This is a genomic window from Amycolatopsis sp. NPDC054798 (assembly GCF_053611505.1).
On sequence record NZ_JBSHAM010000109.1, the window covers coordinates 1 to 24,049 of the forward strand.

Genomic DNA, 24,049 nt, shown 5'->3' on the forward strand with positions numbered 1-24,049 from the left:
TTGCTTGTCTCGGCGGGAATGCTGCCTGTCCAAGAACCCTCCTCCCGCATTTTTGGCTTCGTATCGGGGTGCAGGGCGGGGAGTGGCTGCCTGGGTTTCTTGGGGCGTGGTGGTGGGGGTTTAGGGAGTGGGGCTAGCGCCCCAATCTGGTGGTCGAGGGGTGGGAATTCGGACTGGGCGGTAGGCGTTGCCGTGAACGTGGACGTTCCGATTTCCGTGCTGGACCGGTCGCCTGTGCGGCGAGGGCGGGGGACCGCGCAGGCGATCCGGGACACCGTCGCGTTCGCGCGTGACATCGAAGCGCTTGGCTACCACCGGTTTTGGGTGTCCGAGCACCATGGCGTGCCGGGAGTAGCCGGGTCTGCGCCCGCGGTGCTCGCGTCAGCGGTGGCGTCGGCGACTTCGCGGATTCGGGTCGGGTCCGGGGGCGTGATGTTGCCCAATCATCGGCCGCTCGTGGTCGCTGAGCAGTTCGGGATTCTGGAGTCTTTGTTCCCGGGGCGGATCGATCTCGGGATCGGGCGTTCGGTCGGGTTCATCGAGCCGGTGCGGCGGGCGCTCGGGCAGGGCAAGGACGCGGCCGACGGTTTCGACGGGCAGGTTCGCGAGCTTCTAGCGTTCTTTCGGGGTGAGCACGACGGTGTACACGCGATCCCTGCCGAGGGGCTGCCGGTGCCGGTGTTTTTGCTCGCTACCGGCGCGGGCGCGGATCTCGCTGCTGGGCTCGGGTTGCCGCTGGTGATCGCTCCGGCGCATGGCCAGCGGGCGATGGTCGAGGCGATTTCGCGGTACCGCGAAACGTTCCGGTCCGATGTGGACGATCCCTATGTCGTCGTGTCGACAGCGGTCGCGGTGGCGGACACTGCGGAGGAGGCTCGGCGGCTGCTGGTGCCCGAGGCTTGGTCCACGGTGTACTCGCGCAGCCATGGCGTGTTCCCGCCGCTTTCGCCCGCGGACGAGATTTTGGCGCTGCCGATGACTGACCGCGAACGCCGTCGTCTCGACGACACGCTGGCAGGGCAGATCAGCGGTACTCCGGACGAGGTCGGCGCACGCCTCGCGGACCTGGTCACCGCGACTGGTGCGGACGAGTTGCTCGTCAGCACCAGTACTTACGACCCGGCCGCGCGTGTCGAATCGTTTGCCGCTCTTGCTGAGTTGACTGCGGCGGAACGGCTTTCGGTCTAGCCGAGAACGATCGGCAGCTTCTCCGCCAACGTGCCCAGCGCGGCCTTCTCGTCTTCGGTCGCGGCGCGGCGGCCGGTCGCCACCAGGAGCGCGCTCTGGTCGTCCAGTGACGACGGCAGCGGTGAACCCAGCGCGGTCTCCACCGTCCGCCGGGTCGCGGCCAGGCATTCCGCGTCTGGACCGTCCACTCCGGACAGATGCATGACCAGGTCCAGGTGGTGCAGCGTCGCTTCCACGACGTAGGTTTCGAAGTAGTCCGCGACTGTCAGCACGTAGTCACGGGTTTCGACCTTCGACGCCGGGTCCGCGAGCGCCGCGGCGCGTCCGGCTGCCTGGGCCAGGTCGTCGAAGTGGTGCGCCAGCCAGGCGGTGGTGCCGTAACTGACCGCCGCGCGGCGGGTGAACAGGCTTTCCGGCTCCGTGCCGGTCGGCAGGTCGGTGCTGAGTTCCCAGTATTCGGCGGCGGTGTGCGTCGGCTCTGCTTCGGACGGGGTCGCGAGCGTGATCAGGATGTCCTGCGCGTCGATGACCAGGTGGAACACCAGGTCCTGCACCAGCCAGCCGGTGCAGCCCGACGGGGCCAGCCACTGCCCGCCCTCAAGCGATTTGACGGCGTTCTGGAGTGCGTTCCAGGAGCGGAAGAAGAGGTCCACGACGGCACCTTAGCGATCGCGAACCCGCGCGGCATCCGGTTTTACAGGCGCAGCAACAACTCGGTGAGCAGCCGTTGCGCCGGATCGGTCAGGTCGATCCCGGACACCTCAGAAGCTCGCCGAACCCGGTAGCGCACGGTGTTCGGGTGGATGTTCAGCGATCGGGCGGCGGTGCGGACGTCGCCGAAAGCGTTCAGGTACGCCAGCACTGCGGGGATCAGAATGTCGCCGTGGTCGGCGTCGTGGGCGCGCAGTTCGGCGAGGCGGGGATCGCGCAGCCGGGGTTGATCTCCCAAGTAGGCCAACACTTCCGACAACAACACGTCGGCCCGGACGTCAGCCAAGGACGCGACGTCGGACGGCCAGTGGCCGCGCGTCATCGCCATCAGCACCCGGTCGGCGTCGCCGCGCGACAACGCTGCGTCCGACAGCCTCGGCACGATCCCGCCGAGTGCGGCACGGACCGGTGCGTCGAGGTGTTTCCGGGCCGCGCCAACGATTTCCTTCGCCAACGCGAGCACTGCGGCGTCCGAATGTTCGGGAAGATCCGGCAGCAACGCGTACACCCTGCCGCCGAGCACGCTTACGAGCGCGGTCCGCCGATAGGCCGCAGTGTGCACGGCGATCAGGTGCACCAGTTCCGCCCGGCGCAGCAACCGGTCCGAAGCGGCGGTGGACTGCTGCCGGGCGAGCGTGAACGCCAAAACCTGTGCTGGGCGTGCTGGATCAGCGCCGATGTCGTCGGCGACGGATTCGGCGTCGACGCGTCCTTCCAGCAAACCGGCCAGCAAATCCTCGCGCAGCCGAAGTTGCGGATCGGGCAGGGTTCGCGCGCGGATCAGTTGCGGGGCAAGCGTTCGGCTCGCGCCGAGCAGTGCGACCTCGGCCTGCTCGGTCAGCGGCTGCGCGCCTTCCTGCACCCAGATCGTGCCGAGCGGCTGCGAGCCCGCGTGGATCCCGGCGGCGATGCGGCGGCGAATCCCCAGCTCCGGGCGCTCTTCCACGCGCACGATTCCTTCGCCGGCTCGCAACCGCTGGTAGACGCCCCATTCGCGGAGGATCGCGAGGTACCGTTCCGGCCCTTCGCGACCCAAGATCGACAGCCGCCGCAGTTCGTCTACCTCGTCTCCGGCTCTCGAATACGCCAGCACACGGCTCGCGGTGTCCTCGATGCTGACCAGGCCGCCGGTGAGCGTCGCGACCGTCTGGGCCAGTGCGAACAGGTCTCCGAGCACCTCGCCGGTTTCCGCTTCGCCACCCGCTCGGGCCGCGTCGACCACCCCGCGCGCCAGCGCTTCGACCTGCTCCCACCGCGCCTCCGCGCCGACGGTGAGCAGCGCGACGCCAGCGTCCGCCGCGACATCCGTGCCGCCCTCGCCCTTCACCGCCACCGCTGCCGCTCCGGCGCGCCCGGCCGCCCGGATCGCCGCGGCCGCCGACCGGCCTCGCGCGCCGATCACCAGGACCAGGTCGCCGGGGTGCGTTTCGGGTGGGTCCTCGGGATCGAGGATCACCACGTCCTGCACCGGAACGCCCAGTCCGCGCGGCGCGACGAGCACCCGCACGAGCGGTTCGCCCAGGGTCGCGAGCACGTGCCGCAGCGAGGCACCGGCGAAGGGTTCGGCGGTCGTCATCGTGTAGGCCGATCGGACAAAATCATCTGGGCGATTCTAGCCGCTTGAACAAACCTCTGACCGTTGCGCGGCGTTATCTTTCGGGCAACCGACGAGTAAGCCAACGAGGGAGCCGCCGTGGACGCCGTGACCCAGACCCCCGCCCCGAAGAACGAGCCGGTGCTGACGTACGCACCGGGCAGCGCCGAGCGCGCCGAGCTGGAGGGTGCGCTGAAGAAACTGGGTCAGGCCGGTCCCGTCGACCTGACGGTCACCGTCGGCGGCGAGCAGCGCGCTGGCGGCGGCGAGAAGATCGACGTTGTCCAGCCGCACAACCACGGCCACGTCCTCGGCACCATCCACAGCGCCACGAAGCAGGACGCGTCCGACGCGATCGCTGCTGCCGCGAAGGCCGCTCCGGAGTGGCGCGCGCTGTCCTACGACGACCGCGCCGCCATTCTGCTGCGCGCGGCCGACCTGCTGTCCGGCCCGTGGCGCGCGACGCTGAACGCGGCCACCATGCTCGGCCAGTCGAAGACCGCGACGCAGGCCGAGATCGACTCTGCGTGCGAGCTCGCCGACTTCTGGCGCTTCAACGTCGCGTTCGGGCGCAGCATCCTCGACCAGCAGCCGGTCAGCTCGCCGGGCGTGTGGAACCGCATGGAGCACCGTTCGCTCGAGGGCTTCGTGTACGCGATCACGCCGTTCAACTTCACCGCCATCGCCGGCAACCTGCCCACCGCGCCCGCCCTGATGGGCAACACCGTGCTGTGGAAGCCGTCGCCGACGCAGAGCTTCGCCGCGCACCTGACGATGCGGCTGCTCGAAGAGGCCGGCATGCCGCCGGGCGTGATCAACCTGCTGCCGGGCGACGGCAAGGCCGTCTCCGAGGTCGCCCTGACGCACCGCGACCTGGCAGGCATCCACTTCACCGGCTCCACCGCGACCTTCCAGCACCTGTGGGGCACTGTCGGCGCGAACATCGCTGGCTACCGCAGCTACCCGCGTCTCGTCGGCGAGACCGGCGGCAAGGACTTCGTGCTCGCGCATCCGTCGGCCGACATCGACGTGCTTCGCACCGCGCTTGTCCGCGGAGCCTTCGAGTACCAGGGCCAGAAGTGCTCCGCTGCTTCGCGTGCGTACGTGCCGCGCAGCATCTGGGAGCAGCTGAAGGACGGCCTTGCTTCCGAGACCGCCGCGCTCAGCTACGGCGACGTCACCGACCTGTCGCACTTCGGCGGCGCAGTGATCGACCGTCGCGCCTTCGACAAGCACGCCGCTCTCTTCGAGCGCGTGAAGAACGACAGCGAGGTCGAGATCCTCGTCGGCGGCGCGGCGGATGACAGCGTCGGCTACTTCGTGCAGCCGACCGTTCTCGTGTCCACGAACCCGAAGCACGAGATCTTCAGCACCGAGTACTTCGGCCCGATCCTTTCGGTGTACGTGTACGACGACGCTGACTTTGACTCCGTGCTGCAGCTGGTCGACGAGACCGCTTCGTACGCCCTGACCGGCGCCGTGATCGCGAACGACCGCACGGCCGTCGCGAAGGCGTCGCAGGCGCTGCGGTTCGCCGCAGGCAACTTCTACGTCAACGACAAGCCGACCGGCGCGGTCGTCGGCCAGCAGCCGTTCGGCGGGGCGCGCGCTTCCGGCACGAACGACAAGGCCGGTTCGGTCTTCAACCTGCTCCGCTGGACGAGCCCGCGCTCGATCAAGGAGACGTTCGTGCCGCCGACCTCCGTGCGTTACCCGCACCAGGGCTGAGAAGGAGACACCGCCATGCTGCGTGCCCCGTTGCTCGCCGCCGCTCGTTCGCAGCGGATGCGTGCGCTGATCGAAGCGGTACCGGTGACCCGGTCCGTAGTGCGCCGGTTCGTGTCCGGCTCGGCTACCGCCGACGCCGTGCGCACCGCACGGGAATTGGCCGCCGACGGCCGGAAGATCACCATCGACCACCTCGGCGAAGACACCACCGACGCCGCACAGGCCACCGCCACCGTGCAGGCGTACGAGGAGTTGCTGACGGCGCTGTCCGAACAGGGCCTCGCCAAGGGCGCGGACGTCTCGGTCAAGCTGTCCGCCGTCGGGCAGTTCCTGCCAGGCGACGGCGAAGGCGTCGCGCTCGAGAACGCGCGGAAGATCTGCGCGGCGGCCGACGCGGTCGGCGCGACGGTGACGCTCGACATGGAGGACCACACCACCACGGACTCGACGCTCGGCATCCTCCGCGAGCTGCGCGCCGAGTACCCGTGGGTGGGCGCGGTGCTGCAGGCCTACCTGCACCGCACCGAGCAGGACTGCCACGAGCTGTCCGGTCCTGGATCGCGCGTGCGGCTGTGCAAGGGCGCTTACGCCGAGCCGGAATCGGTGGCGTTCCAGGACAAGTCCGAGGTGGACAAGTCCTACGTGCGCTGCCTGCGCGTGCTGATGGCGGGCAAGGGCTACCCGATGGTGGCCTCGCACGACCCGCGGATGATCGCGATCGCCGGAAAGCTCGCCGCCGACGCCGGGCGCACGAGCGGCGACCACGAGTACCAGATGCTGTACGGCATCCGGCCCGAGGAGCAGAAGCGGCTCGCCAGCGAAGGCGAGACGGTGCGCGTGTACGTGCCCTGCGGCGACGAGTGGTACGGCTACTTCATGCGGCGGCTGGCCGAACGGCCGGCGAACCTCGCGTTCTTCCTGCGCGGGCTCGTCACCCGGTCCTGAACCAGCGCGAAGGCCCGGCACCCTGGTGGGTGCCGGGCCTTCGTGTTTTCCCCGGTTGTGCGCCTGTGGTGGCTGGCTCAGGCCTGCTCGGCTTCTTGCGCGGCGGCGGCCTTGCGCACCTCGTCCATGTCGACCTCGCGGGCCTGGCGGATGAGGTCTTCCAGCGCGGCTTCCGGAAGGGCGCCGGGCTGGGAGTAGATCAGGGTCTTGTCGCGGATCACGGCGAGCGTCGGGATCGAGCGGATGTTGAACGCGGCGGCGAGCTGCTGCTCGGCTTCGGTGTCCACCTTGGTGAAGGTGATGTCGCCGTGCTTTTCCGACGCCTTCTCGAACACCGGTGCGAACTGGCGGCACGGGCCGCACCAGCTCGCCCAGAAGTCGATCAGCACGAACTCGTTGTCGGTCACGGTCTGGTCGAAGTTGTCCGCGGTCAGTTCCACTGTGCTCATGGGCGGTTCAACGAACGAGCGGGGTGGGGAATTCCCCGGGGCGGGGTAGCGTCCTGATGGGTGACTGACGATTCCTTGGAGGTTGAGGTGGCTGACGGAATCCTGGGCCGGATCGACGAGCTGATCACGGAGGAGAAACAGCTGCGGGACCGGGCGATCGGGGTCGGGTTGTCCTCGGACGACCGGGAGCGGTTGCGCCGGGCCGAGGAGGAGCTGGACCAGTGCTGGGACCTGCTGCGGCAGCGGCGGGCCAGGGTGGAGTTCGACGACGATCCGGACGCGGCTTCGGTCCGGCCGGTCAGCGAGGTCGAGGGGTACCGGCAGTAGCCGGCCCGATTAAAAGCTAACTGTTAGCTTTTGGTAACCGGGCAGATTTTGTGGCTGATAGCATCCGCGGATGACTGAGCCGTCCGGGCGGCGCGAGCGCAAGAAGGCTGCGACCCGCCAGAAGATCGCCGACACCGCGCTCCGGCTGTTCCTCGAGCGCGGGTACGACGAGGTGGGCATCCGCGACATCGCGGCCGAGGCCGACGTCGCGGTGACCACGGTCTTCTCGCACTTCGCGTCGAAAGAGGCGCTGGTCTTCGAGCAGGACTCGAACTTCGAGGAGAGCCTCCGGGGCGCGGTCGAGGGGCGGGCTTCGGCGGAGACGCTGATCCCGGCGTTGCGGGAGGAGATCCAGGCGCTGGTGCGGCATTGCACCGCGGACAGCGTCGCGCCGGTCTGGCGGATGATCGACGGATCGCCCGCGCTGCGCGAGTACGAGGAATCAATGCGCCTGCGGCACGCGGAATCGCTCGCGGCGGCGATGGCGGCCGAACCCGGGCTCGGGCGGACTCCGACGGCGTGCCGGGCGATCGCCAGGTTCGTGGTCGACGCCTATTCGGTGGCTCGAGAGGCCGCTGATCCGGAGGCCGCGGTGGACGAGGTGTTCCGGATGATCGAGGCGGCCTGGGCGGCTGCAAGTTCCGCTGTGTCCCGTTAGGACGGAAGCTGTGCGCGGTCTCGCGGCACCGATCGCGGAACTGAAAGAAACCGCCGGGTCCTGGTCGCAGCGGACGCCCTGACCTCAGGCTGATTCTTTCTGCGGCAACACCTTTAGGGCCCGTCGGCAACCGCTCTGCTGGGTTCTTGCCCGGTTCTTCGTCCAGTAGTCCGAGCGCTGCTGCCACGGGTCGTATCCGCTTAGGCGGCAACTTGGATGCGGAGCACTGAACCTGATGTCTCTTTCGGGCGCGGTTGTCGTCGAGCTGCGGTGCCTCGCCTTCGCGGCACGTCGCAGCAGGTGACAGTGGGCGCGGCCAGCCCCGCTCATTGTGGCTACAGGCGATAGGTGGCATCGGGTGGTTCGACCTGGCGATCTTCTGCGAACGGCAGATGATGGTTGGCAGCAGAAACAGGCGGTAGCCAGCACGAGACGGTGTCGGTCGCGTTCCATCGAACGTTGCTCGGTGACGGTGGCTGCGAGATCCAGGTGCCCAGCAGCCCGTCGCGGGCCGCAATGGTCGGCTCCTGGCTGCACCGGCCATGATTTGCCGGTGAACGGTGAAAAGCTGGTGTCGGTCGAGTTGGCCGACGACGAGCGTAAGACCCTGTGCCAGGGGCTGGCCGAATGGGGCGGCCCGGCGAGCTGCACTGAAGCCCTCGCGGTGGCGATGGGCTTCAGGAGCGTGGCGGATCTCTTGGAGGACGGGCGTCGGCTGCGGAGCGCACTCGTCGCGGGCGAGCCGCTGAGTCCTGAGGATTGGCGGCGAGTGGTGGCGGCTACTGAAATCGTGTTCGTCAGCGACGTGTTCGGGTCTGGCTGTGATTGGTCGATCACGACCGGCCTCTCAGACGAGCAGACGATCAAGACCCTGCGGCGGGTGCAACGAACGCTCGGCTACGTGCTCCATCGTTGCGAGGACTGACCTCCCTGCGACCAGCAAGCATGTCCAACCGGCCTCCTGAAGTGCTCAGCCTCACCGATGCGGCAAACGAGTGCAGCGGGCCGTGACAGCTACCACTTGTCGTCACACTCATGTGGGTGAGCTCATCCTGCCGGGTTGAGTGATGCAATCTCGAACACTTGTTCGAGATGCTGCGAAAGTGTTCGAAACGACTTCAGCGGGGCAGCCCCGGTCCCGCCCGCTCAGACCACAGCGGGGCGAACGACGGCTCAGCCGGATCAGCCGACTGCTGTGCGGCGGATGGCGGCGATATCTCGGCGAGATGGAACCTTTCGACAGATCCGCTGTCGAAAGCGCTAGGCGCGCGAGAAACAGCGCTTCTCGCCAGTCCGGCCGATCCCTAGGCCGGACAGAGGGTGCCGTTGTCCGGGATCTTGCCGTCGATCAGGAAGGACTGCGCGGCGGAGGTGACGCAAGGGGATTGGCCGACCGCGCCATGGGCGACGCCCTGCCAGGTGACGGTCACGGCACTGGGCATCTGGTCCGCGGCCCGGGTGGTGCCGATCTGCGGCGTCACCGGGTCGGTGGCGGTAGCGGCCACCAGAATGGGCGGGGCACCCGGCGCGCCAGCGGGAGGCAGCGCCTCACGGCGGACCGGCCAAGCGCCGCACCAGGCGAGTTCCTGAGCGACCGCCGCGCCGAACTGCGGGTACTTCGCGCGCATTCCCGCCGCGGCCCGGTCCAGCTGATCGGCGGGCAGCCGGGTGGTCGAGTCGTTGCACCGGGTCGCGATGGTGCCGCCGATGCGCGACGTGCGGCCGCGGACGTCCGCGACGATCGGATTCGCGAAGCCGGCCAGCGCGGTCACATCGCCGTTCTTCGCGGCGTTCAGCGCGTCGGCGAGGGCCGGCCAGCTCGAACGGTCGGCGAGTCCTTGGTACACCGCGTAGGTCGCCACGCCTGGGCTCATCGTCACGCCGTCGTCAGTGTCCACAGGAGACGTACGAAGCCGGTCGGTCACTGTCTTCAGCGCGGCTTTCGCGTCGCCCATCGGGCAGTTGCGGGCGGCGCAGTCCTCGGAGAAGGCGTCGAACGTCGCCTGGGCGCCGGCGGCCACCGCGTCGAGTACGGCCGCCCGGTCCTCGCCGGGGTCCGGAATGCCGTCCAGCACCATTCGACCCACCTGCGCCGGATAACGCACCGCATACTCCGAAAGCACCTTCGAACCGTCGCCGCGGCCGAGCGCGTTCAGCCGGTCCAGACCCAGCTGTTTGCGCAGCTGGTCGAGGTCTCCGGCGGTACGCCAGCTGTCCAGCGCGGTCTGCGCGGTGTCGAGATCGAGCGCGCACTGCTGACCAGCCCGGCGAGCCGCGTCGAGCACCTCGCCGAGGCCGCCTTCCGCTGGGTCCGCGCCCAGCAGTTCGGAACGCACTTCCAGCGGCACGCACTGCACTCCGCCGGACAGCCCGGTGCCGCGCCGGTCCACGCCGATCAGCGAGAACTTCTTGAGGAACTCCGGCGGCAGCCGCGTCGCCAGCCGCGCGGCGAACAGCGAGCCCGGCTCGCCGCCGATGTCATTGACCACCACGAGCGGGATCGGGCCGTCGCCTGCCTTGAGCACGAGGATGCGCGCGAGCAGATGCTGCGTGTCGTCGGGTGCGTCGAGCGGAGACGTCATGCGAGCACAGCTGACGTGCAGCGAATCCGGCAGCCCCGGAGCGGCCATCCGCTGCCGGGTGTCCGCGTCGCAGTTGGCCCACCGGAGAGCGGATTTCTTGGGCTCGGCCAGTGGCGGCAACGGCACCGCGGCAGTGCTCGGAGGCGGCGCGGTGGTAGCGCGCCCGTCGTTGTCGATCACCGCCGGGCGTACCGAGGGCCCGCTGGTGCACCCGGCCAGCATGAGCACTCCCAGCGTCGCCGCCACCAGCCGGGCGCGCGTACGGGAACGGCTGGGGGAACGGCGGTGCACGGGCTGATCCTCACGTCTGCTCGGCGGAACTCTCGGACGAGCTTGGCACGCCCGGTGTGGGAAGCCAGTGAGCGGGTCCTGCGGCGTGTCCGGTCCACGCTGGTCCAGGCGGCCCGGGGCCGGTCAGCGGGTGCGCACGACCTCGCCCCGGAACACTGCCGCCAGGTCGTACCGGGCCGGCTCGTCCAGCTGTGCGTAGCCGCACGACGACGGCTCGCGGTCCGGTCGCCAGCGCGCGAACTGAGCGGTGTGCCGGAAGCGAGACGGGTAGCCGCCTTCCGTGTGCTCGTACGAGACCTCCACCACGCGCTCCAGCCGCAACGGCACCCACGGCTGTTCTTTCGACCGCCAGCGCGTGATGCCGCCGGGGATCCGCTGGCCTTCGCGGACCGCGTCGCCCAGCCACGGATGTCCTTCGCCGTCAGTGATCAGCGGGGCCAGCTCCTGCGCCAGTTCGCGGCGACGCGCGACCGGGAACGAGCCGACCACACCGACGTGGTGCAGCAGCCCGTTCTCGTCGTACAGGCCCAGCAGGAAGGAGCCGACCGCCTCGCCCGGTTCGCCGTCCACGTGCCAGCGCAGGCCTGCGAGCACGCAGTCCGCGGTGCGGGAATGCTTGTATTTGAACAAAACTCGTTTGCCCGGCGAGTACGGCTCGTCGAGCGGCTTGCCGATCACGCCGTCCAATCCGGCCCCCTCGAACAGCTCGAACCAGTGCCTCGCGGTCTCCGGATCGGTCGTCGCCGGGGTCAGCGCGATGCCCGGCAGGGACTCGAGCCGTTCGCGGCGCGCCGACGTCGGCTCGTCCACAAACGACTCGTCGCCCAGCGCGAGCACGTCGAAAGCCAGGAACTGCGCGGGCGACTGTTCGGCGAGCAGCTGGACGCGGCTCTCCGCCGGGTGGATGCGCTCGGTCAGCGCGTCGAAATCGAGCTTGCCGTCGCGAGCCACCACCAGCTCGCCGTCGAGCACGACGCGCTCCGGCAAGGTTTCCCGCAGCGCGGCGAGAACTTCCGGGAAGTACCGGTTCAGCGGTTTCTCCGCGCGCGACTGCAGGGTGATTTCGTCGCCGTCCCGGAAAACCAGGCAGCGGAACCCGTCCCACTTCGGTTCGAACAGCAGGCCGCCGGACTCGGGGATGGCTTTCGCCGGCTTCGCCAGCATGGGCTTGATCGGTGCCTGCACAGGGAGGGCCATGCGGGCATTCTGGGTGAAACGCGGGATCAGCGCACGCGTGCCGAGCCGGTTGTGTCGAGTTCGAGCCGCACGGCGGTCGGCAGCGCCTCGACGCCGAGGGATTCCCTGGCCCGGGTCAGCACGTACGCGTCGAGGTCTTCCCACACGCGCCGGACCTCCGTGCCCTCGGCCAGCCAGAGCGTGATCCGCAACGCCGGTTCCGCGACCGTGCCCACCGACCGGACGCGAGCCCGGGCAACCCCGTCGATGCTCTCCGCATCCGTTTGCACCGCGCTGGCCAGCGCTCCGGCCGTGACGGTGAGCTCTGCGCCGATCGTCTCGTCGAGTTTCAGGTCCGGGCGGCGTTCCGGGCGCAGCGAACGGAGAACCCACCACAGTCCGAACACGACCAGCAGCACCCCGAGCACGATCGCGCCGATCCGCGCGAACAGCGCGTGGCCGCCGAGCCAGCCGACGGCGATCGGGTCGAGAACCGGCCGGTGCCCGCGGAACTGCCCGAGCCACCCCATGCCGACCACCAGCGCACCGGCGCCAGCCAGCACTCCGAGCACGCCGACCAGGGAGGTCAGCGTGCGCTCGGCACCGTACGAACGGCCTTGCGCGCGACGCGCCGCGGAAGCGCTCATCACCGGTCCTTCGGGGAGTCGACGACCACAGACACCTTCGGACGACGCTGCAACGGGAGGTCGTCCAGCACGCCCGCGACTGTCTCCAACAGCCGTGGCCGCAGCTGTTCTTCGTTCTCCAGCCGGCTTGTCGCGCGCACGCGCACCCGCCGGGAGCTGGCCGTCACGGACGCGCCGCGCACGTTGTCCTGCGCGCGCACCGCCAGCCCGACCAACCGTGCGAGCGCTCGCGGCGAAGTGCTCACCGTGATGCCGTCAGCGGGGTCGGTCATCCGCACTGCGCGGTCGCCCGCACCGAGCGCCAGCAACAGGAGGACAAGCCCGGCGAGCACAGCGATCCCGGCGGCGATCCGCACCGGGGTGCTGGTCCAGTCCAGCTCGGCGATCTGGGACTTCCACTGAGGCCACGGCACGAGCAGCGGAGCCTTGCCTGGCTGCCACCAAGCCCACGCGACCTCGAGCGCCAGCAACGCGCCGCCGGCCGCGACGGCCAGACCGAGCACAGTGGACAGAAGACGGACGAGGATGCGCATCATCGCACCCTCGGCGGCACGTCCGGCAACAACGCGGTGACCTTCACCGCGACCGAACGAACCTGATAGGAGGTGATGCGTTCGACCTCTTCGACGACCTTCGCGCGCACTTGCCCGGTCACTTCCCGCACGGGCGCCGGATAGCGCAACGCGAGATCGAGGGACAGATCGACGTCGTTGTCCGAGCCGCCGACCTTGGCGGACGCGCCGGAAGTCCCGGTGCTGACGCCAGCGACGCGGCGCTCGGTGAGCATCGTCCCGGGCACCTGGTCGGCGGCGTGCTGCGCGACCTTGCGCACTACGGCGTGCGCGATGGTGAGCGAACCGCGTTCGGCGGGGTCCGGAAGGTCGCTGCGGGATAGCCCTGCCTCGACCGCCCCGGTCACTTGTCTCGGCCCTTCCCGAACAGGTCGCCGAGGTCGAGTTCGCCGTCGAGGACCCGGCCGACCACGAGCCCGATGATGCCGACCGCGAAGGTCACCAGGAAAGCGGTGAACCCCTGCGTGGCGGCCAGTCCGAGAATCAGCCCGGCGAGGATCCCGGTCTGCGTAGCGTTCAACGTGCGCCCTCCTGGGATTGCGTGCTGCGGCGGTTGAGGTGATGCCTGATCTGTCTTGCTGCGGCGAGCGGGCTTGGCGGCAGGAGCCGTTAGGCGGGTCTCGAGCGCCCAGCTGCCCTCGGTTCTCCGGAGCTGGAAGCGGTCCGGCCGTACTGCCGCGGGAACATGCCGGGGCCGGATGCCGGGGAGCCGGGCGGCCGTCCGGTCATTCGACCCGGCTCGACTCGGGTTCGTCCTCCTCGCCGGGCAGGTGGACGTCGTTGACCGCGATGTTGACCTCGATCACTTCGAGCCCGGTGATCTGCTCGACCGCGGTGATGACGTTGCGCCGCACGTCGCGCGCGACCTCCGCGATCCGCGCGCCGTACTCGACTACGACGTCGAGGTCGATCGCCGCCTGCTTCTCGCCGACCTCCACCGAGACGCCTGCGGTGGAAGCCGCGCCCGAGCCAGGGATCCGGTCCCGGATGGCGCCGATCGCCCGCGACACCCCGCCGCCGAGCGCGTGCACGCCCGCGACCTCGCGCGTCGACAGAGCCGCGATCTTCTGCACGACGAGCGAGGAAATCGTGGTGCGTCCACCGGTGTCCGTCTGGTCGGCCGCCGCCAGCGCGGCAGTCGGGACAGCAGCCGGGACATCGGGCCGGTTCGGGGTCGGCATGGTTCCTCGCTCCCTGTAGGCGGACATGGCGCGTCCAGTGTCGCCGCGAGCGGCTCGCGGCGCCGGGGACATGCCCGTCCGAAAGACCTCCCGACCGGGCGAAAACTCACGCGGCATCACTCGAATGGGTGATGCCGCGGCTGGCGGGGGAGGTGGCGCGTGGGGTTTGCGGTGCAGCGAGCGGTTCCGCGGCTAGCCAGCCAAGCTCGCCCGGGGCGGCCCGGCCTGAGAGGCAGTGCTGAGCGGGTGACGTGGACCGGGCATGTGCAGCGGAGCGGGACTAGTGCCGTGGTCGCGACCGGGCACCGCCTGGGCTGGACCGGGCGAGGCCGGGCTTGGTGACCGAGGGCTGTGCTGGCCGAGTGCTGCGGTTCCGGTCCGGTGTCGCCTGCGCGGGACCGGGTGACGCAACACCCGGCGACCGAGGTGGTGCTGGACTAGCACTGCGACTCCGGCCTTGCGCTGCGGCCGGAGCGGCAACGGAGCGCCCGGCTGCCGAGCCAGTGCTCTGGGCCGAAGCTCCGGACCGGCACCGCCGTGTCGGTCCAGAGCGATGTCCCGGCCGCCAAGACAGTGCTCCCGAACAGCGCCGCAGTCTCACCCCGGTGCGACGAGCCCCGGCCAGCAACCAAGCCCGGTGACAGTCGCCACACGCACCCCGTCCTACCCGCCCCGTCGCCGTCACAAGGCGGCTCCGACCGGGGGATTTGCCGTCCTCCGCCGCGCTGAGGCGCGCCGAACCGGCCGGGAGCGCCCGGATAGGCTCTCCGACCATGCCCGCCGCTGCGCTGACCGACCGGTTTCCCGAGTTAGGGGCCGACGAGCTGATCGCGTCCCTCGTGCCGCCGCCGCGGTTCGGCGAGGCTCGGTTTTCCACTTACCTGCCGAATCCGGACGAGCCCAGCCAGGCCGCCGCGGTCGAGGCGTGTTCGGCGTTCGCTTCGCGGATCGGGGCGGCCAAGGCCAAGAAGTCGCGGCTGCGGTCGCTCTTCGGGGGCGGGGCGGCGATTCCGGACGGGCCGATGGGGCTCTACCTCGACGGCGGGTTCGGCGTCGGCAAGACCCACCTGCTCGCCTCGACGTGGCACGAGACTCCGGGGCCCAAGGCGTACGGGACGTTCGTCGAGCTGACGCACCTGGTCGGCGCGCTCGGGTTCGCCAACGCGGTCGCGCGGCTGTCGGAGCACCGGCTTCTGGCGATCGACGAGTTCGAGCTGGACGATCCCGGCGACACCACGTTGGTCAGCCGGTTGCTGCAGGAACTCACCGACGCGGGCGTCTATGTCGCGGCGACCTCCAACACCCTGCCGGACAAGCTCGGCGAGGGGCGGTTCGCCGCCGAGGACTTCCTGCGCGAGATCCAGGCGTTGTCGCGGCGGTTCGGGGTCGTCCGGGTCGACGGGCCGGACTACCGGCACCGCGGGCTGCCGGACGCGCCGCCGCCGGTCAGCGACGACGAGATCGACGTCTCGGCGGCCGCGCACGAAGGGTCCACTGTGGACGAATTCGGCGCGTTGACGGCGCATCTCGGGCAGTTGCATCCCTCGCGGTACGGGAAACTGCTCGACGGGGTGCGGCGGGTGCATCTCAAGCACGTGACGCCAGTGCCGGACCAGATGGTCGGGCTCCGGCTGGTCGCGTTGGCGGACCGGCTGTACGACCGGGCGATCCCGGTGGTCGTGTCCGGCGTGCCGCTGCCGGAGCTGTTCAGCGAGGAAATGCTGAACGGCGGTTACCGCAAGAAGTACCTGCGCGCGGTCAGCCGGTTGACGGCTCTGGCGCGCGACGCGGTGACAGCGCCGCCCGCATCGCGGTGACCACGGCGGGGGCGAAGCAGACGCCTCCGACGATGTCTGTGAGGTAGTGGTAGCCGAGGCCGATCATGCCGACGGCTGCGCAGCCGACCAGCACCACGCCCACTGCGACGGCGACGGCCTTGAACCGGACCAGCAGCACAACGACGGTGAGCACGGCTACCAGGCTGACGGTGTGGCCGCTCGGGTAGACGAGGGTGCCGCCTTTCCAGCGGTCGAAAGCGGGCTTTAACGCCCAGCTGTTGAGTGCGATGGCGGCGAACGGGCCTGCCACGGCGAGCACTGCGTCGAGCCGGTTGCGCCGATAAAGACAGAGTCCGGCGATAACGGCGACGGCGGGGATGAGCACGTATGGCTCGGTGGGCAGCACCAGTGTGTTGAGCAGGGCCGGGCTCAGCGTCGAGGCAGACCTGGCGGCCCATTGGTCCACTGTGCCGGGCGCATATGGCGCGACGAGCAGTCCCAACACAAGCGTGGCGAGCGCGCAGAGCGCGGCGAAGAGGGCGAGAGTCCGCCTGGCGGTCACGAGGTCGAAGCCTAGTCACATTCGTGGCGGCGCGTGGGTCTTCCTTCCGACACGGACGATCGGAGGGCTAATGGGGGACATCGAGATCCGCGGGACTGTCGCGGACGGCTTCGAGCCGGTTCGCGACGAGTTCGCGGTGGCGGCCGAGGCGAGCGCGGGCGTGCAGCTGGCGGTCCGCGTGCACGGGCGGCTGGTGGTCGATCTCTGGGCCGGCGACGTCACGGGCGAGACGCTGACCGGCATCTACTCGTCGACCAAGGGGGCGACGACGTTGGCAGTGGCGCTGCTCGTGCAGGACGGCGTTCTGGACCTGGACGCGCCGGTCGCGCAGTACTGGCCGGAGTTCGCCGCTGCGGGCAAGGGCGGGATCACGGTGCGCGACGTCCTCACGCACCGCTCCGGAGTGATCGGGGCGGACGGCGGTCTGTCCGCCGAGGAACTCGCGGACGACCGGGTGATCGCCCGGCGGCTGGCGGGGCAGCGGCCGTTCTGGCGGCCGGGATCTGCTTACGGCTACAGCGGATTCGGCGGGTTCTCGGTCGTCGCCGAGGTGGTCCGGCGGGTCACCGGGCAGTCGGTGCAGGAGCACTTCGAGACGCGGGTTCGCGAACCGTACGGCCTCGACCTGTACCTCGGACTGCCCGAGCAAGAGGAACACCGGTACCGCGAGGTGCTGGCGGGGGAAGCCAGCGCTGAGGAACTCGCGGCGTTCCAGGCGTACGTCCCGAGCCCGCACAGTCTGGGCGGGATCGGCTACGCGCTCGACTCGACGCCGCCGCTCGACCAAGTGGCGTTCGTCAACACCCGGCGGGTGCGGGCGCTGGGGCAGGTTTCCGCGGGCGGGGTCGGCAGTGCACGCGGGCTGGCGGGGCTGTACGCGGCCGCAGTGTCTGGTTTGGACGGACGGCCGCCGCTGCTCGAACCCGGCACGCTGGGGGAGTTCGCCATGCTCCATTCGACCGGCCGCGATCTGGTGACCGGTGACGCTGGCCAGTACGCGCTCGGGTTTCAGGCGAAAGGGTTGCGTTATCCGTTCCTCAGCGCGAATGCGTTCGGGCACAACGGCTCTGCTGGGTCCGAGTCCTTCGTGGACCCGCGCAGCGGCATCGCGTTCGGGTACACGCGGCGGCAGTTCTCCGCCACCTGGTCCCATCCGGAGCACGACCGGCTGGCCGCCGCGGTCCACGCGGCGGCGCAGCGGCAGCCGGTGAAAGACGAGTGACCGCGGTGATGCGATGCTGGTCCCATGTCGCTGTTCTCGCGCCGTCCGGCTGAAACCCCGTCCGGCCCGTTCCGGTTCCGGATCTCTGAGATCTACCAGATCCCGACGCGCGGGGTCGTGGTCACCGGCACGGTCACTGACGGCACCGTGCAGGTCGGCGCGAACGCCGTGGTGCAGTTGCCCGGCGGCGCTCGCGAGGTCGTGGTGACGAGGATCGAAACGGCGCGCCGCAAGCGGCAGTCCGCGGAAGCCGGTGCCGAGGCCGGGCTTTACCTGTCCGGTCTCAGCGCCGGCGACATTCCCACCGTGCCGGGCGGCGACGGGCAGCAGCAGGACAACACCGGCCTGAGCGGCGTCGAGGTGACGTCAGCCTGACCCCCGTCTGGTGGCTTCACCGGGAGTGCAGTAAACACGCCAATTGTGCTCACTACCCCAGAACCGCGGCGGTCTCCGGCGCTCCGGCTGATCCGGTTCCTGCGGCTGGTGTACGCACTGCCGCTCGGGCTCGCGCTCGCCGGTGTCGTCGGCGGCTTCGTCCTCGGCTACGGCTGGTACATCGCGGCCGGGTCCGTCGGCATCAGTCTCACCATCATGGTGCTGATCCTTGGCAGCATCGCCCGGTCGCTGCACGGGCCCGCGTCCCCGCCGGGCACGCGTTTCGTTCAGCAGCACGGCGAGCGTGCGCTCGCCAAGATCGAAAGCCTGAAGACGACCGGGACGCAGATCAACGACGCGTACGTCACCGAGTTGAAGCTGGTCGTCGCGCCGCCGAACGAGACCGCGTACCGGGCGACCGGCCGGGAGCTGATCCATCCGGTGCGGTCCGCGGCGTATCAGCCGGGCACGGTCGTCGTGGTCAAGCAGAGCCCGCGGTACCCCGGAGTGGTCGTGGTGGACGCCGATCCGCCGCGAGAGTGGACTGAACGGCCGTGGCAGGCCGGGGTCATCGGCGAGGAACGGACGCGGGAACCTGAAGAGCGGCAAGGGAATGCCGCCGGACGGCTGGCGATGACAGTGGTGAGCACGGCCGTCATCGCGGCGGCGTTGCTGGTGCCGATCCGGGAAGACGTCCTCGGCCAGCTTCTCTTCCCGCCGGACCTGTTCACGGCGGACGATTTGCGTACTGGCGTGGCGAAACTGTCCGCCGAGAGTCAGCGTTTCGAAGACCTGACCGTGGAAAAGGACCAGCTGCGCGCAACGATTCCCGGCGCATACCTCAGCTACCGCGGTGGCACGGTGAAACGCGATTCGACCACCACCGGCGTGCCGGACAAGCAATTCGCCGCGAGCGAGGTCAATTTCGCCGCGATACCCGGCCTTGTCGCGAGTTTCGGCGGAGACCCGGCGGACGCGCGCGTGAGCATTCGCCGCGAGGACGTGGGCATCACGATGACGGTCCGGTCGGCGAAGGACAGCGATCGTCAGCTGGTCGCGGACGCGAAGGGCGTTCCGGCGCTCACGGCGGACGCGTTCACCGAGCGCGGTTTCCAGGAGGTCGCCGCGTTGCTGACCAAGCTGAGCGGCCGTCCGGAAGCGTACGAAGCGATCATCCGCACTGATCACGTCGAGTTCCAGGTGCCCGGCCCTGGCCCGGGAACCGCGGACGACTACGACTGGTATCGCGGACGTCTCGTCGAACACCGGCCTTCGCCGATCCAGCCGGAACCGGGCGCACCTCTGTTCGAGTTGTCGAAGCTGTCGCCGAAGGCGCTGCCCGCGATCCTCGCGAAGGTGAACGAGCGGATGCCCGGTTTCCCGCGTGACAAGGTTTCGGTGGGGCTTCGGGAGAACGACGGAACGTGGAGCTTGCGCACGTCCGTCCAGGACGATTACGGCCGCGGCATCGAGGTGACCGCCTCGCCGGACGGGTCGACGGTCGCAGTGATGCCCACCCGGTGACCGCCGCCCGGAAAACGGCGGTCACCGAGCGGGTCAGCCGCGTACGACCTGGGCGATCGCGTCGACGCCGCGGTCCAGTTCGGCTTCGGTGATCACCAGCGGCGGTGCGACGCGCAGCGTGCGGTCGTGCGTTTCCTTGCACAGCACGCCCAACCCGGCCAGCGCCTCGGACGCCGCCCTTCCGGTCGGACCGTCCGGCGCGATGTCGACCCCCGCCCACAGGCCGCGTCCGCGCACCTCCGAGACCCCGTCGCCGACCAGCTTCGCCAGCCGCTCGTGCAGGTGTGCGCCGAGTTCCGTGGACCGCTTCTGGTACTCGCCGGTCTGCAGCATCCGCACCACGGCGCGGCCGACCGCACAAGCCAGCGGGTTGCCGCCGAAGGTCGAGCCGTGTTCGCCGGGCTTCAGCACGCCCAGCACCTGGCGGCTGCCGACCACTGCGGACACCGGGACGATGCCGCCGCCGAGAGCCTTGCCCAGCGTGTACAGGTCCGCGCGGACGCCTTCGTGTTCCAGCGCCAGCACAGTGCCGGTGCGCGCGAGACCGGACTGGATCTCGTCGGCGATCATCAGCACGCCGTTCTCGTCGCACAGCCGCCGAACCTCGGCGAAGAACCCTGGCGGCGGCACGATGACGCCTGCCTCGCCCTGGATCGGCTCCATCAGCACTGCCGCAGTACGCGGCGTGATGGCCGCCTTCAGTGCTTCGGCGTCGCCGTAGGGCACCTGGACGAAGCCTGGGGTGAAGGGCCCGTAGTCGGCGCGCGCGGTTTCGTCGTTGGAGAACGAGACGATGGTGGTGGTGCGGCCGTGGAAGTTCGACCGGGCGACCACGATTTCCGCGGTGCCCGCCGGAACGCCCTTGACCTGGTACGCCCACTTGCGCGCGACCTTCACCGCGGACTCGACGGCCTCGGCGCCGGAGTTCATCGGCAGCACCATTTCGGTGCCGGTCAGCTCGGCCAGCTCGCGGCAGAACAGCCCCAGCTGGTCGTGGTGGAACGCGCGGGAGGTGAGCGTGACGCGTCCCAGCTGCTCGGTCGCGGCGGCGATCAGCTCGGGATTGCGGTGGCCGAAGTTGAGCGCGGAGTAGCCGGCCAGGAAGTCCAGATAGGACTTGCCGGCCACGTCGGTCACCGAAGCGCCCTCGGCTTCGGCGATCACGACCGGCAGCGGATGGTAGTTGTGCGTGCTCCATTGCTCGTCGAGCGCGATGAAGCCGTCGGGGGAGGTGGGACGCGCGGTGTCGGCAGGCTGGACGGACGCTGTCATGCGTTCAGGCTAGAGGCCGTTCGCGGGGAGTTCAGCCGGGAAACGTTGCTTTCCCCCGTCGTTCGTTGCGCAATCGAGGGGGCCGACCGGCGATTCGCTGCGCGGCTCGCTCGACCGGATGACACCCGCCCGGGCCGGCGGAGAAGTCCCCGGGATCGACCGCGCGTGCGGTTATCGTCCCGGGATGGCGAAGAAGCAGCAGAACGGAAACCGGGTCCGCGACGCGCTCCGGGCGGGCGACGAGCTGCCGGACCCGGCTTCGTCGCCCGTGGGGCCGGAAAAGAAGGCGAAAGGCGGCAAGAAGCTGGAGTCGGCCGGGGAGGCGCTCGCCGGGTTGCAGGAAGCGCTGTACGCGGAGGGCATCGGCGGCGGCACCCGCAGTGTGCTGCTGGTGCTGCAGGGAATGGACACCTCCGGCAAAGGCGGCACCGTCGGGCACGTGCTCGGCCTCGTGAACCCGATGGGCGTGCAGTACGCCGGGTTCAAGAAGCCGACGGCCGCCGAGCGCAAGCACGATTTCCTCTGGCGCATCCGCAAGAAGCTCCCGTCGCCGGGCCACCTCGGCGTGTTCGACCGCTCGCATTACGAGGACGTCCTCGTGCCGCGAGTCCTCGGCCAGCTCCCCGCCGCCGAGCGACGGCAGCGGTACGCGCAGATCAACGCGTTCGAGAAGGAGCTGACCGACAACGGCACCACCGTGGTCAAGGTCTTCCTGCACATCTCGCCGGAGGAGCAGCTGCGCCGGCTGACCGCGCGGCTGGACCGGCCGGAGAAGCGGTGGAAGTTCGACCCGGCGGACATCGAGGCGCGCCGGCAGTGGCCCGCCTATCAGAAGGCTTACGCCGACGTGCTGAAGCGCACGTCGACCGAGCACGCTCCGTGGTACGTGGTCCCCGCCGACCGCAAGTGGTACCGCAACTGGGCGGTCGCCGAGCTGCTCGTGGAGACGCTGACCGAGATGGACCCGAGCTTCCCGGAGCCGGCCTACGACGTCGACGAACAGCGGGCCGCGCTGCAGGGTGTTGGCGTGCCCGGCTGATCATCTGAAAGAGTGCTGGTCGTGACCGATTCTGCACTCGACGACGTTCCGTTCCTCCGCCAGCAGGCCCGCACCCAGCGGTTCACTCTCGGCGCGCCCAAGCAGTTCCGGGTCGCCCCGGACGGTTCGCGGGTGCTGTTCCTGCGCAGCGCCACCGGCACCGATCCGCGGCACAGCCTGTGGTCGTTCGACCTCGCCACCGGCGAGGAGACGAAGCTGATCGACGCGGCCGAGCTGGTGTCCGGCGACGAGGACCTGCCGCCGGAGGAGCGGGCGCGGCGCGAGCGGGCCCGGGAGACCGGCGGCGGCGTGGTGGCCTTCGGCGTCGACGACGCGTTCACCGTTGTCACCTTCACGCTTTCCGGCAAGCTTTACACGCTCGACCTCGCGAGCGGTGAGACGCGCATCCTGGTCGACGGGTCCGTGATCGATCCGCGGCCGAACCCGACCGGCACGCACGTCGCGTACGTGCGCGAGCGCCGCCTGCGCGTGATCGAGCTGGCGACCGGCGAGGACCGTGTGCTCGTCGGCGAGGACGACGAGGACGTCACCTGGGGTCTCGCGGAGTTCATCGCGGGCGAGGAGATGGACCGCACGCGCGGCTACTGGTGGGCACCGGACGGGCGCAGCGTGATCGTGGAGCGCGCGGACCGCGGTCCGGTGCCGCGCTGGACGATCGGCGACCCGGCGAACCCGCAGCTGCCGGCGAACGTCGTGGCGTATCCGGCGGCGGGTTCGCCGAACGCCGAGGTGTCGCTGGCCGTGCTGGGCCTGGACGGCAGCCGCGTCGACGTGGCGCGAGGCGATTGGGAGTACTTGGTCACCGTGCACTGGTCGGCGGGCGGACAGCCGCTGCTGGCTGTGCAGCCGCGGGACCAGAAGCGGCTCACCGTGCTGGCGCTGGACCCGGCCGACGGGTCGGTCGCCGAGGTGCACAGCGAGACCGACGAGCACTGGGTCGAGATTTTCCAGGGCGTGCCCGCGTGGACCGCGGACGGCAAGCTGGTGGTGGAAAGCGCGGCCGACGGCGACCACCGGCTCCTGGTGGACGGAAAGCCGGTCACGCCGCCGGGGATGCAGCTGCGGATGGTGCTGCACGTCGGCGAGGAGATTCTTTTCACCGCTTCGGAAGACGACCCGACGCAGGTGCACCTGTACCGCACCGAAAACGGCACCGTGCGTCGTCTGTCCACAACGGACGGTGTGCACGTCGGTTCGGGGAGTGCGGCTCTCACGGTGCTGTCCTCGTGGAGTCTCGACCACAGTGGACCGAACGTGACCGTGCTGCGCGACGGCATCGAGGTCGGCTCGATCAAATCGTCCACTGTGGACCCGGAGATCGTGCCCAACCTGACCTGGCTCACCCTCGGTGAACGCCAGCTGCGCGGGGCTTTGGTGCTGCCGCGCGGCTACGAGCCGGACGAGGGCAAGCTGCCGGTGCTCCTCGACCCGTACGGCGGTCCGCACGCACAGCGGGTTCTCCAGAGCCGCAACGCTTTCCTGACGCCGCAGTGGCTCGCCGACCAAGGTTTCGCCGTGCTGGTCGTGGACGGTCGCGGGTCGCCCGGCCGCGGACCGGCGTGGGAGAAGGAGATCGCAGGCAAGCTCGCCGACGTCACGCTCGCCGACCAGGTCGACGCCCTGCACGCGGCCGCCGAGGCGCATCCCGAGCTGGACCTGGAGCGGGTCGCGATCCGCGGCTGGTCCTACGGCGGCTACTTGTCCGCGCTCGCCGTACTGCGGCGGCCGGACGTGTTCCACGCGGCGGTCGCGGGCGCACCGGTCACCGACTGGTCGCTGTACGACACCCACTACACCGAGCGCTACCTCGGCAAACCGCAGGACGAACCGGAAAGCTACGAGCACAACTCGCTCATCGCGGACGCCGGGTCGCTCGAGCGGGCGCTGCTGATCGTGCACGGACTGGCCGACGACAACGTCTTCCCGGCGCACGCGCTCCGGCTCTCCTCGGCGCTGCTGGCGAAGGGCCGCCCGCACGGCTTCCTGCCGCTCGCGGGCGCGACGCACATGACACCGCAGGCCGAGGAGGTCGCGGAGAACCTCATGCGGCTCCAGATCGAGTGGATACAGGGTGAGCTAGGCGGGGTTTGATGGTGCGGCAAACTGTGTTTTTGGCGCCGGCTTCGCCGTCGCGTGCGGGATCGCCTTGAAGTCGGCGTGTCGAGGAGCGGCGCGCCCGGCCCGGGGGGCCGTGCACGCTGCTCCTC

At 69.8% G+C, this 24,049-nt stretch carries 24 protein-coding genes; 12 read left to right on the forward strand and 12 right to left on the reverse strand.

Annotation, left to right across the window (positions count from 1 at the left end; genetic code table 11):
- Window positions 1–192: 192 nt before the first annotated feature.
- Window positions 193–1,188: an LLM class flavin-dependent oxidoreductase gene (locus ACWGIC_RS38840; protein ID WP_452080943.1), complete on the forward strand. Its 996-nt coding sequence runs from the start codon at window positions 193–195 to the stop codon at window positions 1,186–1,188.
- Here the strand turns inward: ACWGIC_RS38840 and ACWGIC_RS38845 are convergent.
- Together ACWGIC_RS38845 and ACWGIC_RS38850 are read right to left on the reverse strand one after the other, a co-directional pair.
- Window positions 1,185–1,841: a maleylpyruvate isomerase N-terminal domain-containing protein gene (locus ACWGIC_RS38845; protein ID WP_452080944.1), complete on the reverse strand. Its 657-nt coding sequence runs from the start codon at window positions 1,839–1,841 to the stop codon at window positions 1,185–1,187. The genes ACWGIC_RS38840 and ACWGIC_RS38845 overlap by 4 nt on opposite strands.
- A 41-nt stretch (window positions 1,842–1,882) precedes the next feature.
- On the reverse strand, window positions 1,883–3,475 hold the full coding sequence (locus tag ACWGIC_RS38850; RefSeq protein WP_452080945.1) for a PucR family transcriptional regulator: 1,593 nt from the start codon (window positions 3,473–3,475) through the stop codon (window positions 1,883–1,885).
- A gap of 117 nt (window positions 3,476–3,592) precedes the next feature.
- Between ACWGIC_RS38850 and pruA the strand changes: the two genes are divergently transcribed.
- Both pruA and ACWGIC_RS38860 read left to right on the forward strand, forming a co-directional pair.
- On the forward strand, window positions 3,593–5,221 hold the full coding sequence (gene pruA, locus ACWGIC_RS38855) for an L-glutamate gamma-semialdehyde dehydrogenase (RefSeq protein WP_452080946.1): 1,629 nt from the start codon (window positions 3,593–3,595) through the stop codon (window positions 5,219–5,221).
- Window positions 5,222–5,236: 15 nt separating this feature from the next.
- Window positions 5,237–6,166, forward strand: a complete 930-nt coding sequence (locus ACWGIC_RS38860; RefSeq protein ID WP_452080947.1) for a proline dehydrogenase family protein — start codon at window positions 5,237–5,239, stop codon at window positions 6,164–6,166.
- Window positions 6,167–6,243: 77 nt separating this feature from the next.
- Here the strand turns inward: ACWGIC_RS38860 and trxA are convergent, their stop codons facing one another.
- Window positions 6,244–6,615 (reverse strand): thioredoxin, encoded by a 372-nt coding sequence (gene trxA / locus ACWGIC_RS38865; protein ID WP_344267449.1) that lies wholly within the window; start codon window positions 6,613–6,615, stop codon window positions 6,244–6,246.
- An 87-nt stretch (window positions 6,616–6,702) separates the two neighbouring features.
- On the opposite strand from trxA, the gene ACWGIC_RS38870 reads away from it, so the two are divergent.
- From ACWGIC_RS38870 to ACWGIC_RS38880, 3 genes are all read left to right on the forward strand, one after another.
- A complete protein-coding gene (locus tag ACWGIC_RS38870) occupies window positions 6,703–6,942 on the forward strand; it encodes a DUF2630 family protein (protein ID WP_452080963.1) in 240 nt (79 codons plus the stop codon).
- Window positions 6,943–7,012: 70 nt separating this feature from the next.
- Entirely contained in the window at window positions 7,013–7,600 is a 588-nt protein-coding gene (locus ACWGIC_RS38875) for a TetR/AcrR family transcriptional regulator (RefSeq protein ID WP_452080948.1), read from the forward strand.
- A 553-nt stretch (window positions 7,601–8,153) separates the two neighbouring features.
- On the forward strand, window positions 8,154–8,525 hold the full coding sequence (locus ACWGIC_RS38880) for a hypothetical protein (RefSeq protein WP_452080949.1): 372 nt from the start codon (window positions 8,154–8,156) through the stop codon (window positions 8,523–8,525).
- A gap of 379 nt (window positions 8,526–8,904) precedes the next feature.
- Here the strand turns inward: ACWGIC_RS38880 and ACWGIC_RS38885 are convergent, their stop codons facing one another.
- The 7 genes from ACWGIC_RS38885 to ACWGIC_RS38915 all read right to left on the reverse strand — a co-directional run bounded on the left by ACWGIC_RS38885 (window position 8,905) and on the right by ACWGIC_RS38915 (window position 14,049).
- Window positions 8,905–10,404 carry an alpha/beta hydrolase gene (locus tag ACWGIC_RS38885; RefSeq protein ID WP_452080964.1) on the reverse strand — a complete coding sequence of 500 codons (1,500 nt, stop codon included), beginning with the start codon at window positions 10,402–10,404 and terminating at the stop codon, window positions 8,905–8,907.
- Window positions 10,405–10,596: 192 nt separating this feature from the next.
- Complete coding sequence (locus ACWGIC_RS38890; protein WP_452080950.1) at window positions 10,597–11,670, reverse strand: ATP-dependent DNA ligase; 1,074 nt, start codon at window positions 11,668–11,670, stop codon at window positions 10,597–10,599.
- Between the two features lie 26 nt (window positions 11,671–11,696).
- Complete coding sequence (locus ACWGIC_RS38895; RefSeq protein ID WP_452080951.1) at window positions 11,697–12,296, reverse strand: alkaline shock response membrane anchor protein AmaP; 600 nt, start codon at window positions 12,294–12,296, stop codon at window positions 11,697–11,699.
- Complete coding sequence (locus tag ACWGIC_RS38900; RefSeq protein WP_452080952.1) at window positions 12,296–12,829, reverse strand: DUF6286 domain-containing protein; 534 nt, start codon at window positions 12,827–12,829, stop codon at window positions 12,296–12,298. Before ACWGIC_RS38900 ends, ACWGIC_RS38895 begins: the two co-directional genes overlap by 1 nt.
- A complete protein-coding gene (locus ACWGIC_RS38905) occupies window positions 12,829–13,215 on the reverse strand; it encodes an Asp23/Gls24 family envelope stress response protein (protein WP_452080953.1) in 387 nt (128 codons plus the stop codon). Before ACWGIC_RS38905 ends, ACWGIC_RS38900 begins: the two co-directional genes overlap by 1 nt.
- Window positions 13,212–13,388, reverse strand: coding sequence for a hypothetical protein (locus ACWGIC_RS38910; protein WP_009075692.1), 177 nt, complete (start codon window positions 13,386–13,388; stop codon window positions 13,212–13,214). Before ACWGIC_RS38910 ends, ACWGIC_RS38905 begins: the two co-directional genes overlap by 4 nt.
- 205 nt (window positions 13,389–13,593) lie before the next feature.
- On the reverse strand, window positions 13,594–14,049 hold the full coding sequence (locus tag ACWGIC_RS38915; RefSeq protein ID WP_452080954.1) for an Asp23/Gls24 family envelope stress response protein: 456 nt from the start codon (window positions 14,047–14,049) through the stop codon (window positions 13,594–13,596).
- Window positions 14,050–14,822: 773 nt separating this feature from the next.
- Between ACWGIC_RS38915 and zapE the strand changes: the two genes are divergently transcribed.
- Window positions 14,823–15,866 (forward strand): cell division protein ZapE, encoded by a 1,044-nt coding sequence (gene zapE / locus ACWGIC_RS38920; RefSeq protein ID WP_452080955.1) that lies wholly within the window; start codon window positions 14,823–14,825, stop codon window positions 15,864–15,866.
- On the opposite strand, the gene ACWGIC_RS38925 is transcribed toward zapE, so the two are convergent.
- Complete coding sequence (locus tag ACWGIC_RS38925) at window positions 15,808–16,389, reverse strand: phosphatase PAP2 family protein (protein ID WP_452080956.1); 582 nt, start codon at window positions 16,387–16,389, stop codon at window positions 15,808–15,810. The two genes, zapE and ACWGIC_RS38925, sit on opposite strands and share 59 nt — an antisense overlap.
- A gap of 70 nt (window positions 16,390–16,459) precedes the next feature.
- Here ACWGIC_RS38925 and ACWGIC_RS38930 point away from each other — a divergent pair, with 70 nt between their 5' ends.
- From ACWGIC_RS38930 to ACWGIC_RS38940, 3 genes are read left to right on the forward strand one after another with little or no spacing between them, the layout of a single operon-like run.
- Window positions 16,460–17,611: a serine hydrolase domain-containing protein gene (locus tag ACWGIC_RS38930; RefSeq protein WP_452080957.1), complete on the forward strand. Its 1,152-nt coding sequence runs from the start codon at window positions 16,460–16,462 to the stop codon at window positions 17,609–17,611.
- Between the two features lie 24 nt (window positions 17,612–17,635).
- Window positions 17,636–17,986 carry a hypothetical protein gene (locus ACWGIC_RS38935; RefSeq protein WP_452080958.1) on the forward strand — a complete coding sequence of 117 codons (351 nt, stop codon included), beginning with the start codon at window positions 17,636–17,638 and terminating at the stop codon, window positions 17,984–17,986.
- Window positions 17,987–18,031: 45 nt separating this feature from the next.
- Complete coding sequence (locus ACWGIC_RS38940; RefSeq protein ID WP_452080959.1) at window positions 18,032–19,510, forward strand: hypothetical protein; 1,479 nt, start codon at window positions 18,032–18,034, stop codon at window positions 19,508–19,510.
- A 33-nt stretch (window positions 19,511–19,543) separates the two neighbouring features.
- On the opposite strand, the gene rocD is transcribed toward ACWGIC_RS38940, so the two are convergent.
- Window positions 19,544–20,782, reverse strand: a complete 1,239-nt coding sequence (gene rocD / locus ACWGIC_RS38945) for an ornithine--oxo-acid transaminase (RefSeq protein WP_452080960.1) — start codon at window positions 20,780–20,782, stop codon at window positions 19,544–19,546.
- Between the two features lie 184 nt (window positions 20,783–20,966).
- Between rocD and ACWGIC_RS38950 the strand changes: the two genes are divergently transcribed.
- The gene (locus ACWGIC_RS38950; RefSeq protein ID WP_452080961.1) at window positions 20,967–21,821 is read left to right on the forward strand and encodes a PPK2 family polyphosphate kinase; all 855 of its coding nucleotides are present in this window, start codon (window positions 20,967–20,969) and stop codon (window positions 21,819–21,821) included.
- Window positions 21,822–21,842: 21 nt separating this feature from the next.
- On the forward strand, window positions 21,843–23,933 hold the full coding sequence (locus ACWGIC_RS38955; RefSeq protein WP_452080962.1) for a prolyl oligopeptidase family serine peptidase: 2,091 nt from the start codon (window positions 21,843–21,845) through the stop codon (window positions 23,931–23,933).
- Window positions 23,934–24,049: the final 116 nt, after the last annotated feature.